The sequence below is a fragment of the Bacillus sp. CCNWLW194 genome (genome assembly GCF_037120585.1).
In the GTDB taxonomy this organism is placed as follows: domain Bacteria; phylum Bacillota; class Bacilli; order Bacillales; family Bacillaceae_G; genus Bacillus_A; species Bacillus_A basilensis.
On record NZ_JBBBBL010000013.1, the window covers coordinates 57,791 to 72,396 of the forward strand.

Sequence of the window (14,606 nt, forward strand, 5' to 3'; positions counted from 1 at the left end):
TAAAACATATATAATAGAACAAAGAGGTGAAAAACATGTCAATCGAATCGCTATGGAGCAGTCGCTTCCAACAACATATTCAAAATATCATTACATACTTTGCACGTATGATTAACGGTTTACTATATAGCTTCATCTTTGTTTCCTGTATAGGTGCTTACTATTACGCAAAGTTTCTTAAGGCAACTCCTACTACAGGAGTATCCTTATTGCTTATTACAATCGTCCTAACCGTGGTTATATCAAGAACCCCAATACGTACATTTATCCAAAAGCCTGATGCTGTTTATTTGCTTGCATTAGAAGAGAAATTAACTTCTTATTTCAAAAAATCTCTTCTATATAATTACATCATTCAGCTTTTCCCATTATTATTTACGTTCCTTATTCTCGTCCCGCTTGCACTGCAATCATTACAATTAACTGTGCCTTTCTTATGTACAATCTTTATCGTTTTAATGATTACGAAAGCTTGGAACATATACATACATTGGATATGGCGTGATAGTCATGAAAAAAGCATATGGTTAATTATTCGTATTGCTTGTAACGCCCTCATTATTTACATGCTGTTTTATGCGGCAAATGTTCTCATATTGGGCGGATTACTCTTACTACTTACTTTCCTTTTTCTATATACGAAAAAGCAACCTACAAAACGAATACCGTGGGATTACATAATTGAACAAGAAGAAAAAATGAACGTTCGTTTCTATCAATTTGCTAGCATTTTCACCGATGTTCCGCAACTGAATAAACAAGTAAATAAAAGAAAATGGCTTACCAATTGGGTTGAACCTTTATTACATAAAAAACGAGCAACTTTCTTCTATTTATATACACTAGCATTTTTACGCGGGAATGATTATTTCGGTATATATATTCGCTTAGGATTAATCGGTGCCTTCGCCTTATATTTTATACCCAACATATACGTAAAGGGCGCTATCGCTTACATCGTCCTATATATGATTTCTATGCAGCTCCGTTCCCTGTGGAAATATTTTTCGGGAAATATTATTGCAGCATTATATCCAATTACTACTGAAGAAAAAACGAAGCAATTTCTTAGCTTAATCTTTATATTACTAAGCATTCAACTCGTTGTATTTTCAAGTGTTATACTCATTGCTACCGTACAAATTTTACATAGCCTTATCATTATGATCTTCGGGTTACTCTGGATCAAATTTATTATTGTACCAAAAACGAAGCAACGCATTTCTTCGTTTTAACGAAAAGAATTATCTTAAAAGCCAAGGAGAAAATAAATGATCTCCTTGGCTTTTTTATTTTTCTTCCTCAAACAAGAATCACTGAAACAACCGATATTTTATGATTTTCACATACAAAAACAATAATACATGTTTACGTCCTAATAAAAAGGGTATTTATTAAATTAACAGGGCAAAGGAGGGGCCTATATTGTGAATAAAAAAATGGAACAACTGGAACAACACGTTACCAATAATCAATGCAAACATGCTTTAACAACAAACCAAGGATTAAAAATAGCCGAAGATGAATTTTCTTTAAAGATGGGCTTAAGAGGCCCAACCTTAATGGAGGATTTCCACTTTCGCGAGAAAATGACCCATTTTGATCACGAGCGAATTCCCGAAAGGATTGTTCATGCACGCGGAGTTGGCGCTCATGGTTATTTTCAGCTTTATGAATCGTTAGAAACATATACGAAAGCAGATTTTCTTACCAATCCTTCAAAGAAAACACCTGTATTTGTACGGTTTTCGACCGTTCAAGGTTCTAAAGGATCCAACGACACAGTAAGAGATGTACGCGGATTCGCCACAAAATTTTATACAGATGAAGGAAACTATGATTTAGTGGGTAATAATATGCCAGTATTCTTTATCCAAGATGCTATTAAATTTCCTGATTTTGTCCATGCAGTTAAACCAGAACCACATAATGATATTCCTCAAGGAGCTAGCGCTCATGATACCTTTTGGGATTTTGTTGCGCATAATCCTGAGTCCACTCATATGGTCATGTGGCAAATGAGCGACCGAGCTATTCCGCGTAGTTTACGAATGATGGAAGGTTTTGGAGTTCACACATTTCGACTCATTAACGCAGAAGGAAAAGCCCATTTCGTAAAGTTTCACTGGAAACCTGCCCTTGGGGTTCATTCATTAGTGTGGGATGAAGCTCAAAAGATTGCTGGGAAAAATCCTGATTTCCATCGTCAAGATTTATATGAAGCAATTGAAAAAGGGGATTATCCGGAATGGGAGCTCGGATTACAGCTAATTCCAGAAGAAGATGAGCATACATTTGATTTTGATATTTTAGATCCAACGAAATTATGGCCGGAAGAAGAAGTTCCTGTAAAACTAGTTGGTAAAATGACATTGAACAAAAATGTTGATAACTTCTTTGCGGAAACGGAGCAGGTAGCTTTCCACCCTGGTCATGTCGTACCAGGTATTGATTTTTCAAATGACCCTCTTCTGCAAGGAAGATTATTCTCCTATACAGATACACAATTATCTCGTTTAGGGGGCCCTAATTTCCATCAAATTCCTATCAATCAGCCTGTATGTCCTTTTCATAATAATCAACGTGATGGTATGCATCAAATGCAGATTCATCGCGGTCAAACAAGCTATCATCCTAATGGCTTAAATAACAATCAACCAGCAACCGTCCAAGCCGAACAAGGAGGATATGAACATTATCAGGAAAAGATTGATGGACATAAAATTAGAGGTCGCAGTAAAAGCTTTCTTAACTTTTATTCTCAGGCTAAACTTTTCTACAATAGTATGAGCCCTATTGAAAAGCAGCACATAAAAGAAGCTTTTTGCTTTGAAGTTGGGAAGTGTAAATCAGACATGGTGAAGGCAAATGTAATTGCTCTCCTAAACCACGTCGATCGTCAATTAGCACAAGAAGTCGCTAACATTATTGGAGCGCCTTTACCTAAGGAAAATCACGAAGTAAATTCAGATGCAAAATCACCTGCACTCAGCATGTCCAATACTATTTTTAAATCTGATTCCAAAAATGTTGCAATTCTATTAAATGGCGACCCAAGCGTCTCACTTCTGTCCGAATGGATTCAAGCTTTTGTACAACACCGAATTAACTATAGCATCATAGATAATAAAATTTATCAGTTCAATGATTCCATTAAAGTAACTGATACTTATACAACAACAGATTCCTCCCTTTTTGATGCAGTATTAGTGTTTAGTAGTGAGTCTGTCATTCACCCCCCTGTTTTAGAATTTGCAGAAACTACTTTTAAACATTTTAAACCGATAGCTCATGTCCTTAGTAATCCCCATGCTTTGGACCATAGTAAGATTAAACTGGATGGAGCAGGAGTTTACAACTTAACAAACACTTCAATTGAATCATTTATAGAAGGCATTGCCCAAGGAAGATCCTGGAACCGATAATATAATGTAAGGAGCGAATTAGAATGAGTAAAAAAATTGCTATTTTAATAACGGATTATTTCGAGGATACAGAATACACAGAGCCAGTAGAAGCTTTTAATCAAAAGGGATATGAATTAACAACTATTGAAATGGAAAAGGATAAAACGGTACAGGGTAAGCAAGGAAAAAGTGAGGTCGTGATTGATAAAAGTATTGATGATGTTTCTCCAGAGAACTTTGATGCCCTCTTCATACCAGGTGGATTTTCCCCTGATATACTTCGTGCAGATGAGCGTTTTGTACGCTTTAGTAAAGCATTTATGGATGCGGACAAACCTGTTTTCGCTATTTGTCACGGACCTCAGCTACTCATCACTGCACAAACACTTGAAGGACGTGATGTAACTGGATATAAATCTATTGAAGTCGATTTAAAAAACGCTGGCGGAAACTTTCACGACAAAGAAGTAGTCGTATGCCAAAATCAGCTGGTCACAAGTAGACAGCCAGAAGATATACCGGCGTTTATTGAAGAATCTTTACGTATATTAGGATAGCTACTTTGGTTAACCTCTTTTATTTGTATGAAAAACAAAATGTACTCGGTGGGGGATTTTCTTCATCCCCACTCAGTATTAGTTCACACCAATCGTGCGTTTATGGGCAGCCCGACTCCCATAAATACCAGGATAAAACAAAAACCCCTTACTATCGTAAGGGGCTTTATTACTTCGCAAAACTCTCAGCTAGCTGTTTCTCTCTCCACATAAATGTAATACCGAGACCAACTATTAAAACAACTCCTGAAAATGCATATGGATAATGAATATTCATATCAAATAATATTCCGCCCATCGCTGGTCCGGCGATATTTCCTAAACTCGTATAAGTCGAGTTCATACCAGCAACGAATCCTTGCTCTTTTCCAGCTGCTTTTGATAAAAACGTCGTTAAAGCTGGACGAAGTAAATCAAATGCAAGGAAAATAAAGCACGTAACGAGAAGTACAATCCAATAATTAAAGACGATAGTTGAAACGAATGCTAATACTGCACCTACAATTAGACAGATTTGAATTAACACTTTTTCACCAAACATATCAACTAATTTTCCAAACATAAATACTTGCACAACTACCCCAAAGATTGAACTAATTGTAATAATTGCAGCAATATCTTTCGGTGTGAATCCAAACTTATGATCAGAAAACAGACTAAACACAGTTTCATACGCCGATAAACCGAATGCAAGTACAAATACGATAATAAATGCGATTGCATACATTGGATGTAACGATTTCTTTAAATCCCCAATAAAACTTGATTCTTTCGTATTAGAAGAAATCTCTGCAAGCTCTTCTTTCGTTAATGGTTCTTTTAAAATAAAGATCGAAATCACACATGCTACAAAGGCAATTACTGCTGCAACGAAAAACGGCACACGTATACCGTATTCTGCAATAAATCCGCCAATTCCAGGCCCTATAATAAATCCGGTACTAATTGCCGCAGACAAGTATCCCATCGCCTTTGGACGTTCCTGCATAGATGTAATATCAGCAACATATGCCGTAACACCTGGCATAATAAACGCTGCACTAATTCCGCCTAACACCCTCGCTGCATAGAGCATCCATACATCTGTTCCTAATCCAAAAAGAAGCTCTGAAACACCAAAAATAAATAATCCAATGATTATCATTTTCTTCCTACCATAAAGGTCGACCCAGCGACCGGTAATAGGTGAAGCAATAAGCTGAGCCATTGCAAACACTGCAACGAGATAACCCATCGTCTTCCCTGTTAAACCCATATCATTCATAAAGGACGGCATAACCGGAATGATTAATCCAATCCCTAAAAAAGCAATAAATATATTACTCAAAAGAATGACCAATACCATCTTTTGTTCTTTTATCGGTTTCTTCACTTTTTAACACCTCTTCCCGTAAATTCCTCTCAAAAAATAATGCCCAAGAAGCTTTTTCTTTATCCTGCTCTTTGTGGGCTAATAATGAGTGGAGATGCTCCACTCATTAGAATTTCACTCTATCCTTCCACACATACATAAGTATTAGGTGAATGACTATCATTCAGTTTTCCTCAAAAATGAACCTACCTTTTCAGACAGGTTCATCCCACTATTTCTTTATATGTAGTGCATGTGTTAAAAAATCTAGTACTTCTGCCTTTTGTAGCTCGACTTGCTCATCATCTTTATGATCATATAAATAAACTTGTTCCGCTGCTGATTCAACAAGAGCAATAAATAACTTCGCTGTTCGCTCTGCGTGTACTGACTCACGAATTTCACCGGCTTCTTTCGCCTCACTTAAAAATTCACTTAGCCACATATAAAGAGGCTCATACACAGCTTCCCATTCTTTTATATGTTCTGTAGATGCAAGACCCGCATACATTAAAGCTTGTATTTCACGATATTCCTCTATGAAGTGAAACACCGCATCTATTACTTGCGTAACTTTACTTGAGAAAGGCGCATCATTTTGCACTTTCTCTTTCACCGTAAGTATCATCTTTTCAACCATCACTTCTGCTATTGCAGGCATAACAGATAACTTAGAAGGAAAATATAAATAGAAAGTTCCTTGTGCAATGCCAGCCAATTTCACGATATCAGAAATCTTCGTTTTTTCAACGCCCTTTTCCTGAAACACTTCAATCGCTGCATAGACAATTTTTTCTTTTTTATTCATCATCTAAACCCTTTCACACATATTGAATGACTGTCACTCATTTTATAAGATAATCGATTGTACTGTCAATGATAGTGAACTCTGCGAGGAAATCATTTTTTAATATTAAAAATCTCCTAACAAACCATTAGGAGATCAAATGTAATATATCTTTACGAAAGAGCCTTTAATCCTGTCACTCCGCATACAATAAGTGCCACACTAATGATACGTGCTTTACTTTTTGACTCACCAAACAAGAACATATTTAATAAAACGGCACCCGCTGTTCCAATACCAATCCAAACCGCATACGCGACACTTACTTGTAAGAATAAGAACGATGTATACAAGAATGCGAAGGATGTAGCAAAGCCACCTATATAAATTGCACCATTTGCTAACGTCTTATCTTTACTATACATTTTAAGACCGATTACACCGACTATTTCACTAATTGCAGCACAAAATACGAAAAACCAACCCATCTTTAAGCAGCTCCTTCCATAGTTTCTTCTTTATTATCAGCTAGCTTTAAACCGATAACTCCGGCTACAACCATCATGATAAAGAATAATTTCCCTACACTGAAACTGCCGCCAAAAAGGAATACATCCATTAAGAACGTACCTACCGTACCGGCTCCGGCAAACACAGCATATACAGTCCCTGTTGCAAGATGTTCACACGCTTTAGAAAGGAAGTGAAAATCAACAGCAATAACTCCTAAAATAATTATCCAATGCCACCACGTATCAGCTGTATTAAAACCAAACACCCAAAAAATTTCAAAGATACATGTTAATATGACATATAACCAAGCTTTATTTTTCATACCTCTCACCTCTTATGACTGACTATCAGTCATTTTTGTTTTAAAAAAATATACTCTTTCATCCCTACTATATATAAACAACTATCATCCTCATTTACCATTTATATTTGTTCCGTTTTCAAACTAACTACATCCTGCCACAAAAAATGACTGAATGTCATTCATATGTATTGTACATGAATATTTTAAAAACTGTCAATATCGAAAAGTTATTTAAAAATTTATTTCATCCGATTTGTATATTTCCTAATAATCTGTCAATACTGCTAGTAACATAATATTTTCTCCACTCCCCCTTGGAGAGATCCCTTAAATAGAGCAGTTAGCTTTTGCTAGCTGCTCTTTTTTCTTTTGCTTCACCCAACATACCGAATCATCGCCACCTCATCACAATAATCAACCTTTGGACAATGTCTACAATCAATCCATACTTTCTCTGGTAATGCATCTCTATTCACAAAATCAAATCCGCACTTTTGAAAAAATTCCGTTTCATAGGTTAAAGAAATAACTCTACTCACTTTTATTTTCGCTGCTTCATTCATGACATGATTCACTAACATACGTCCGATCCCTTTTCCTGCATATGTATGCGAAACGACTAATGACCGGACTTCTGCAAGATCCTCCCCTAACACATGTAAACCAGCAACTCCAACGATGTTCTCTCCTTCTTTCATAACATATAAACACTGTAAATATTGATAGAGAGATAAAAGAGAACGCGGTAAAACCACTCCTTCTTTTGCATAAACTTCAATGAGACTATAAATTCCTTTCACATCACTCGTAACCGCATTACAGATTTTCATATTCTATCCCCTTACCCCCGATATTAATATTTATAACTTAAAATGAATTTTAATACATAATTTCATATAATAATACATCTCTCTTTTCTCCTCGTCAATCACTTTATACAAACAAAAAACCAAGCAATCTAATCGATGCTTGGTTCCTCATTTCGTATCGGCAATACCGTCGAATATTTAATTTCACGAAGTGCCAAACTCGTTTGTATCTTTGTAATACCAAGCTTATTCAGCTTTCTAATAAACTGCTCTAATTCTTTACGATCACGATTTGCAACCTTTAATAAATAATCATACTCCCCTGTTAAACAGTGACATTCTAACACTTCAGGCATTGACTCTAATTCTTTTTCCAACACCTCAAGTTTATCCGATTGATGAATATTCGTACTCATAAAAATGAAGCATAACAAATCAAAACCAAGCTTTTCTTGATTTAAAATGGCTACTTGCTTATCAATGAACCCTTCTCCATCTAATCTTTTTATTCTTGCATGCATCGCAGCCGGTGATAAATTAACGCGCCGCGCAAGCTCTGCATTACTTACATGTGACTCCTTCTGTAATATATCTAAAATTTGTACATCTAAATCATCCAACACTTTAATAACAGACGACTCCATTATAATTTCCCCTTTTTTCTTACCGATGATTCTTCGAAAAAACACCTTATAACTTATATAAAACTGAATATTTTTCTTCAAATGGTATTCATAACAAAACATTTTATCGACTTTTATCCATTATACAAAAGAATATATTACACAATAAAGAAAAATGCTAAAATTATTTACAATTCACATTGATTACAACAAAGGGGATTTTAGTATGCCTTATTTTTATGTCTTTTTACTATTATTAACGAGTTTATTATGGGGAGGAAATTTCGTCGTTGGAAAATCGCTCGTTGATCATGCGTCGCCGATGACACTTACAAACTTAAGATGGATGATTGCCATCGTTTGTTTATTACCGATGGTATGGTTTAAAGAGAAGAAAATCATTCCACCACGTGCTGCCATACTTCCTTTAATACTAATGGGGATTTCAGGGGTCGCTCTTTTTAACATTTTTCAATTTTTAGCACTAGAAAAAACATCTGCAACAAATGTAGGACTTATTTCTACATTGAACGCAATTTCAATTGCACTATTTTCAGTATTATTTCTAAAAGAAAAAGTAAATACACTTCAAATTCTATCCATGATTCTTTCATTCTTTGGGGTTATTCTTGTTCTATTAAAAGGTGATTTCTCACTATTATTTTCACTACATTTTAATAGCGGAGATTTATGGATGATTGGGGCAGTTTGTATTTGGGGAATGTATTCTGTTTGCAGTAAGTGGGCAACAAAAACAACTACACCACTTATGGCGACATTATATTCTGGTATTTTCGGCGTTATTTTATTACTGCCATTTAATATAGGGAGTTTCACTGTTTCAAATATAAATACTTCTTTCATCACATCACTTTTATATACTGGACTTATTTCCACAGTTCTTTGTATGGTATTTTGGAATATTGGCGTACAAAAATTAGGAGCAACTACATCAGGGATTTTTCTAAACTTCAATCCGATTTTCACAGCTATTTTAGCATTCCTGTTCCTCGGAGAAGAATTAACGTGGATACAAATTTTAGGGACCATTATCGTTGTGACAGGATGCTATTTATTTTCTCATTTCAAAACTGTTGTTGTTCAGCCAACTAGAGCTTTAATGCGAAAACATTCTTAATCAAAAAACATCGTCACCAAAGTGGCGATGTTTTTATTTACGTTTCATTTCTTTCACATACTGCTTTTCTTCTTCTGGCGATAAACGTTCTGTTGCCTTTCCAGTATCACCACCTTGAATTTCCCACAAAAAGTTATGCTCCTCAACCGTTTGTGAGAAATCCCCTTTCTCCCAGCGCTCTAAAGTGGCAAGTAGCTTTGACTTATGTTTAAAATTTGTACTGCTTTCTACTGCGGTCTTCGCACTACGAATTTCCTTATTTGTCATTTCAATAAATCCCCATTTTTCAGAGGATTTCACTTTTTGATGTACCATCCTATGCATGGTAGAAATAATTTCATCTTCACTAAATTGTGGCTTCTCTGCCTCAACTTTCTTTTCCTGTTGGCCCATTACTTTTTGTGTTTTAAGACTCTTCTCCTCTTCCTCTATATAATTAAGAAGTTTAGTAGTACCGAATACAGCTCCTATCACAATTACAATCATTGTAATTGTCCCTATTATCCATTTTTTCATATTATGTACTCCCCATTCCCCTAATAATCACATAAACAAATGGAATCGCCTGGGCACAGTCGATTCCATTTGTTTCCTTATTTCATTTTAAACCTTCATTGCTTCTCGTACAATATAACTATCCACATATTGCTTGAATTTTACAATTTTTCCGTTCTCAAGTTGCCATACATGAACAAATTCTGCTTTAAATGATTTTCCCGTTTCTTTATAAACGCCAGAATACATACCTTCAGCAATAATTACATCTTTTCCGCTTACTTCATGATATGTATTTACACTTGCCTTATAATCATCCCATTCTGATCCTAAACGACTAAATACATTTTCCATTATTGCTTCTACACCTATATAAGTTCCCCCGTACGGGAATCCTTCTGCCTCTGTCCATTCCACTTTTTCAGAGAAGGCTTCTGCTAAATGCTTTGCATTTGAAGAAGCGGATCCTTCATACGTGCTTTGAATAATTTCTAAATTTGATTTAGGCATATTACTTCCTCCTGTTTTATTTATTTTTACACAAGTTGTAACATTTGCAGTTACAACTTGTGTAAAAAAATATTTAAATTGTTTCATTCTTAATCTATATGTTGTAATCATTATAGTTACAATCATTCTTCAAGTCAACAATTTATAAATAAGTTTACTTCGTTTTCATTACTTTCTCTTTTAAGAAACGATCTACATATCCTTCTGCTTTTACAACGAATAAATACGCACCCATTGATAATAATGCAAGGTCTAATTCATATCCTGGATTCTTTCCATCTCCTAATAATCCTGACGCTCCATTTACCTTTACGATAGCTCCAGCTAAAATAAGAGCAAATAACAATCCTACATATCGTACGCCTAAACCAATAATTAATAATATACCACCCACTAATTCAACTGTTGCTACGCCATATGCAAGGCCACCTGGTAAGCCGATGCTTGTAAACCAGCCTGCTACGTTATCGATACCTGATTGAAACTTCGCTAAGCCGTGTGCAAAGAATGTCACTCCTAATACGATACGAATAATTAAATTCCCAATATATTGATTCATTTTTTTCTCTCCTTTTTGTTTTGTTATGGTGAACTTTTATTTACAAGTCAAAACAATACGGTATTTCATTTCATTCGTCAAATACTTTTTTAACCAAAACAAAAAACATTATCCCTTTTACGGATAATGTTTTCTTACAAAGTAGCGCTAATTCAAGCTTTTACTCTATCGCACAAAAAATTTGAAACATTTTTCCAGCGCCAACAAACGGCAATAAAGACAAGTCTTCTTCTACAACCATGCCAACGACGTTCACTTTCTCATCTACAGGCAAATCATGTGTGGCAACTTGCATCTCCCCAGCATATCTACCGTACAGTTCATTATCAATTGTAATGCTACCTTTCTTTCTTGAAATGGTATGCATCGGCTGTAACATCACTTTATGTTCTTCTCGTGATTCTACAGACCGAATGACATCACGAGCCGGATCTAGTCTATTTGTATGCACTCTCTCCACCACTTTTAATACTTCTTTATCACATATAAACGATTTGTACCGCAGCGGAATAATCCCTCTACTCGCACTCGCTATTTCTTGTACACTTTCTAGACTTCCGCTTATATCTCCAATTAACACCTTATCTACATCACAATCTTGTACAAGTTCTAAGTATGCTTCAAGCAGGCGCATATTGCGGTGCTTTTCTAACGTTGGTAAGCCTTTATGTAACGGACCACGTTTTTCACCATCTCCCGGAATAAATGCCATCGTTTTTATCCCGCATTCATGTAAGTATTGGTTTTGGTTTTGTAAGAATGATTTTGCTAGTCCTGTTTCTGGACGCGGGTAAAAATTATGCCACGCTTCTACATTCTCTACTCGTATATTTTCTGAAAGTAACTCTTTCCAAAATGAATCTGTAATCGTACTCGCATTTAAAGCTACTTTCATTTTATGAGATACGCGTGCAATTTCTTTCGGCGTGATGCCATAATCCATTCGTAAACCAGTAATGCCCCAGTCTACTAACTCTTCCACATTTTCGTACGTCATTCCTAAATGCTGTAGCGATTTTGGAGAAACATCGACCATTAATTCCATTTCATTTTCAAGAGCTTGCTTCCCAAGTATTTGTATTAAATCTTTATACGTACCAGGGTCATCCTCTGGAATATGAAGTGATGTAAAAATAGATGAAAATCCATTTTCCTTCGCTACTTTTAGCCACTCTTCTTGCTTCTTTACTCGTTCTTTTGAAAGATAAATTGAAACTCCGATCATATGAATCTTCCTTTCTATGAATAGAAAAAGAGAAAGGAATCCCTTTCTCTATATGTTTTCTGCCATTTCTTCTTTGAATCCGAAGAAGTACGTAAAGATGAATCCGAAAGTATATGCCACTACTAATCCAAGGAAATATAATAAATATTTATTATCAGCAATTAATGGGATTAAAGATAATCCTGATACACCGATTCCGAGTGCAGCTGTTTGCATAACTGCTTGGAATGCACCGCCGACAGCTGCCCCTAAACAAGCTGTAAGAAACGGTTTCCCAAGTGGTAATGTAACCCCGTATAATAACGGTTCACCAATTCCTAAAAATCCAACTGGCAATGCACCTTTTATTACGTTACGAAGCCGTTTGTTTTTTGTTTTTACAAAAATCGCAATGGCTGCTCCTACTTGCCCAGCACCAGCCATTGCGAGTACTGGTAATAAAGGCGTTACGTGCGTTTGATTAATAAACTCCATATGAATCGGTGTTAAACCGTGATGCAATCCGACCATAACGAGCGGTAAAAATGTTCCAGCAAGTACTGCTCCTGCAAACGCTCCGCCAATATTTAAAATGCCATTAATTCCGCTAGTAATTCCTTCAGATAAGAAACCTGCTACCGGCTGAATTGCCAACATCGTTACGATACTTACCACTAACACAGTAATGAGTGGTGTCACGATAATATCAACTGCATTTGGCACTGCTTTTCGAACTTGTCTTTCCACTACAACCATAAGCCACGCTGCAAAAATAACTGCAAATAATCCGCCCCGTCCGGGTACGAGCGCTTCACCGAATAATTTCACATTCGCCATCGCCGGGTTAAAAATTAAAATACCAGCAATTGCCCCAAGAACTGGTGTCCCGCCAAACTCTTTCGCTGTATTCCAACCGACTAAAATCCCTAAAAATGTAAAGATACCGCCGCCGATAAGTAGTAACATTTGTAGCCAAGTTGCATTCGGATCCGCACCTGCGTTTTTCGCAAAGTTAGCAACTCCATTTATAATACCTGATGCAACAAGACCCGGAATTAACGGAATGAAAATACTTCCTATTTTTCTTAAAAAGTTTTTCACCGGTGTATTATTTTTCTTCTTAATCTCTGACTTCATCTCTTGCCCAAGATCTTCAAGATGATGATCTGCCACTTCACCGATTCGGAGTCCCGTTAAACCTTCCATTTCAGCTGCTACTTTATTTACTGTCCCTGGCCCAACAACAACTTGAAGCGTCTCATCTTCAATAACACCCATAACCCCTTCAACCTTTTTCAAAAGGTCCATGTTTACTTTACTTTCATCATGAAGTGTTAATCGCAGTCTCGTCATACAATGAGCAATGCCGCGAATATTTTTTACTCCCCCAAGTTGCTCTGAAATTTCTTTCGCCATTCTCTCTTCTTTCCTCATAATAGAATCCCCCTCCCTATTATTTTATAGTGCCTTCTTCACAAACCCTTTCGCTTCTTTTAATTTCTTCAGTGCTTCCCCATACTCACACTGCAATAACACCATAACAATCGCAGCTTTCACGTTACGTTCTGCTTTCTCATAATGCTCTGCTGCTACTTCATAACTGACGCCTGTCGCTTCCACAATAATTCGTTTTGATCGTTCTACTAGCTTTTCATTTGTAGACTGAACATCTACCATTAAGTTTTTATATACTTTCCCCACACCAATCATAGAAGCTGTTGAAATCATATTCAGCACTAATTTTTGCGCTGTACCAGCCTTCAAACGCGTTGAGCCTGTTAAAATTTCTGCGCCTGTTTCTACTTCTACATTTAGTTTTGCATATTTACTTATTTCAGCATTTTTATTACAAGAAATACTCGCCGTGCTCGCTCCCACGCTATGCGCGTATTTCAAGCCACCAATGACATAAGGAGTTCTACCACTTGCTGCAATTCCAATCACAGTATCTTTCTCGTTTAATCCAATACTTTTTAAATCTTCTTCTGCTAACTCTTCGCGGTCTTCGGCACCTTCCACCGCTTTAGTAAACGCTTTCAAACCACCTGCTATAAATCCTTGCACCATTTTATCATCTGTGCCAAATGTCGGCGGACATTCCACTGCGTCCAAAATACCTAAACGACCACTCGTACCAGCCCCAATGTAAATTAAACGTCCCTCTTCTTCAAAAGATTGAATAACAGCCTCTACAACTTTTTCAATTTGTTCTATCTCTTTTTCAACTGCTAATGCAACAGTTCGATCTTCTTCATTCATACTTTTTAAAACTTCTTTTATGCTCATCTCGTCTAAATTCATCGTCTTCTCATTACGATGTTCTGTCGATAAATTCTCTAACATATTACC

At 36.3% G+C, this 14,606-nt stretch carries 16 protein-coding genes; 4 read left to right on the forward strand and 12 right to left on the reverse strand.

All coding sequences use genetic code 11. From position 1 onward, the window contains the following. The first annotated feature begins 35 nt into the window (after positions 1-35). The 3 genes from V7S50_RS24970 (at position 36) to V7S50_RS24980 (ending at position 3,964) form a co-directional block, all read left to right on the forward strand. Positions 36-1,235, forward strand: a complete 1,200-nt coding sequence (locus V7S50_RS24970; protein WP_309259758.1) for an ABC transporter permease — start codon at positions 36-38, stop codon at positions 1,233-1,235. A gap of 192 nt (positions 1,236-1,427) precedes the next feature. Next, on the forward strand, positions 1,428-3,425 hold the full coding sequence (locus V7S50_RS24975) for a catalase (protein WP_242255896.1): 1,998 nt from the start codon (positions 1,428-1,430) through the stop codon (positions 3,423-3,425). 23 nt (positions 3,426-3,448) lie between these two features. Then, positions 3,449-3,964 carry a type 1 glutamine amidotransferase domain-containing protein gene (locus V7S50_RS24980; protein WP_242255893.1) on the forward strand — a complete coding sequence of 172 codons (516 nt, stop codon included), beginning with the start codon at positions 3,449-3,451 and terminating at the stop codon, positions 3,962-3,964. Positions 3,965-4,133: 169 nt separating this feature from the next. Here V7S50_RS24980 and V7S50_RS24985 read toward each other — a convergent pair whose 3' ends face one another. From V7S50_RS24985 to V7S50_RS25010, 6 genes are all read right to left on the reverse strand, one after another. After that, the gene (locus V7S50_RS24985) at positions 4,134-5,336 is read right to left on the reverse strand and encodes an MFS transporter (protein ID WP_063223777.1); all 1,203 of its coding nucleotides are present in this window, start codon (positions 5,334-5,336) and stop codon (positions 4,134-4,136) included. A 211-nt stretch (positions 5,337-5,547) separates the two neighbouring features. Continuing rightward, positions 5,548-6,126 (reverse strand): TetR family transcriptional regulator, encoded by a 579-nt coding sequence (locus V7S50_RS24990; protein ID WP_003293190.1) that lies wholly within the window; start codon positions 6,124-6,126, stop codon positions 5,548-5,550. A gap of 149 nt (positions 6,127-6,275) precedes the next feature. Further along, entirely contained in the window at positions 6,276-6,590 is a 315-nt protein-coding gene (locus V7S50_RS24995; protein WP_000539670.1) for a DMT family transporter, read from the reverse strand. A gap of 2 nt (positions 6,591-6,592) precedes the next feature. Next, complete coding sequence (locus tag V7S50_RS25000; RefSeq protein WP_242255889.1) at positions 6,593-6,937, reverse strand: DMT family transporter; 345 nt, start codon at positions 6,935-6,937, stop codon at positions 6,593-6,595. Positions 6,938-7,293: 356 nt separating this feature from the next. After that, on the reverse strand, positions 7,294-7,749 hold the full coding sequence (locus V7S50_RS25005) for an N-acetyltransferase (protein WP_242255886.1): 456 nt from the start codon (positions 7,747-7,749) through the stop codon (positions 7,294-7,296). Between the two features lie 128 nt (positions 7,750-7,877). Then, entirely contained in the window at positions 7,878-8,372 is a 495-nt protein-coding gene (locus V7S50_RS25010; RefSeq protein WP_098555725.1) for an Lrp/AsnC family transcriptional regulator, read from the reverse strand. Positions 8,373-8,577: 205 nt separating this feature from the next. Here V7S50_RS25010 and V7S50_RS25015 point away from each other — a divergent pair, with 205 nt between their 5' ends. Then, positions 8,578-9,489, forward strand: coding sequence for a DMT family transporter (locus tag V7S50_RS25015; protein ID WP_063223769.1), 912 nt, complete (start codon positions 8,578-8,580; stop codon positions 9,487-9,489). A gap of 33 nt (positions 9,490-9,522) precedes the next feature. Here V7S50_RS25015 and V7S50_RS25020 read toward each other — a convergent pair whose 3' ends face one another. The 6 genes from V7S50_RS25020 to murQ all read right to left on the reverse strand — a co-directional run bounded on the left by V7S50_RS25020 (position 9,523) and on the right by murQ (position 14,600). After that, positions 9,523-10,005 carry a PRK06770 family protein gene (locus V7S50_RS25020; protein WP_242255884.1) on the reverse strand — a complete coding sequence of 161 codons (483 nt, stop codon included), beginning with the start codon at positions 10,003-10,005 and terminating at the stop codon, positions 9,523-9,525. Positions 10,006-10,092: 87 nt separating this feature from the next. Further along, the gene (locus V7S50_RS25025; protein ID WP_199677935.1) at positions 10,093-10,494 is read right to left on the reverse strand and encodes a nuclear transport factor 2 family protein; all 402 of its coding nucleotides are present in this window, start codon (positions 10,492-10,494) and stop codon (positions 10,093-10,095) included. A 154-nt stretch (positions 10,495-10,648) separates the two neighbouring features. After that, positions 10,649-11,053, reverse strand: coding sequence for a DoxX family protein (locus tag V7S50_RS25030; protein ID WP_242255882.1), 405 nt, complete (start codon positions 11,051-11,053; stop codon positions 10,649-10,651). 160 nt (positions 11,054-11,213) lie between these two features. After that, entirely contained in the window at positions 11,214-12,278 is a 1,065-nt protein-coding gene (locus V7S50_RS25035; protein ID WP_242255880.1) for a DUF871 domain-containing protein, read from the reverse strand. 48 nt (positions 12,279-12,326) lie between these two features. Further along, positions 12,327-13,691: a PTS transporter subunit EIIC gene (locus V7S50_RS25040; RefSeq protein ID WP_063223761.1), complete on the reverse strand. Its 1,365-nt coding sequence runs from the start codon at positions 13,689-13,691 to the stop codon at positions 12,327-12,329. Between the two features lie 24 nt (positions 13,692-13,715). Beyond that, the gene (murQ, locus tag V7S50_RS25045) at positions 13,716-14,600 is read right to left on the reverse strand and encodes an N-acetylmuramic acid 6-phosphate etherase (protein ID WP_242255878.1); all 885 of its coding nucleotides are present in this window, start codon (positions 14,598-14,600) and stop codon (positions 13,716-13,718) included. Between the last annotated feature and the right edge of the window lie 6 nt (positions 14,601-14,606).

What these genes read in the sequence shown, in the direction of transcription:
- V7S50_RS25030 (WP_242255882.1), bottom strand. Translation starts at nt 11,053, where the DNA reads ATGAATCAATATATTGGGAATTTAATTATTCGTATCGTATTAGGAGTG.
- V7S50_RS25015 (WP_063223769.1), top strand. Translation starts at nt 8,578, where the DNA reads ATGCCTTATTTTTATGTCTTTTTACTATTATTAACGAGTTTATTATGG.
- V7S50_RS24980 (WP_242255893.1), top strand. Translation starts at nt 3,449, where the DNA reads ATGAGTAAAAAAATTGCTATTTTAATAACGGATTATTTCGAGGATACA.
- V7S50_RS25035 (WP_242255880.1), bottom strand. Translation starts at nt 12,278, where the DNA reads ATGATCGGAGTTTCAATTTATCTTTCAAAAGAACGAGTAAAGAAGCAA.
- V7S50_RS25000 (WP_242255889.1), bottom strand. Translation starts at nt 6,937, where the DNA reads ATGAAAAATAAAGCTTGGTTATATGTCATATTAACATGTATCTTTGAA.
- V7S50_RS25005 (WP_242255886.1), bottom strand. Translation starts at nt 7,749, where the DNA reads ATGAAAATCTGTAATGCGGTTACGAGTGATGTGAAAGGAATTTATAGT.
- V7S50_RS25020 (WP_242255884.1), bottom strand. Translation starts at nt 10,005, where the DNA reads ATGAAAAAATGGATAATAGGGACAATTACAATGATTGTAATTGTGATA.
- V7S50_RS25025 (WP_199677935.1), bottom strand. Translation starts at nt 10,494, where the DNA reads ATGCCTAAATCAAATTTAGAAATTATTCAAAGCACGTATGAAGGATCC.
- murQ (WP_242255878.1), bottom strand. Translation starts at nt 14,600, where the DNA reads ATGTTAGAGAATTTATCGACAGAACATCGTAATGAGAAGACGATGAAT.
- V7S50_RS24970 (WP_309259758.1), top strand. Translation starts at nt 36, where the DNA reads ATGTCAATCGAATCGCTATGGAGCAGTCGCTTCCAACAACATATTCAA.
- V7S50_RS25040 (WP_063223761.1), bottom strand. Translation starts at nt 13,691, where the DNA reads ATGAGGAAAGAAGAGAGAATGGCGAAAGAAATTTCAGAGCAACTTGGG.
- V7S50_RS24990 (WP_003293190.1), bottom strand. Translation starts at nt 6,126, where the DNA reads ATGATGAATAAAAAAGAAAAAATTGTCTATGCAGCGATTGAAGTGTTT.
- V7S50_RS25010 (WP_098555725.1), bottom strand. Translation starts at nt 8,372, where the DNA reads ATGGAGTCGTCTGTTATTAAAGTGTTGGATGATTTAGATGTACAAATT.
- V7S50_RS24995 (WP_000539670.1), bottom strand. Translation starts at nt 6,590, where the DNA reads ATGGGTTGGTTTTTCGTATTTTGTGCTGCAATTAGTGAAATAGTCGGT.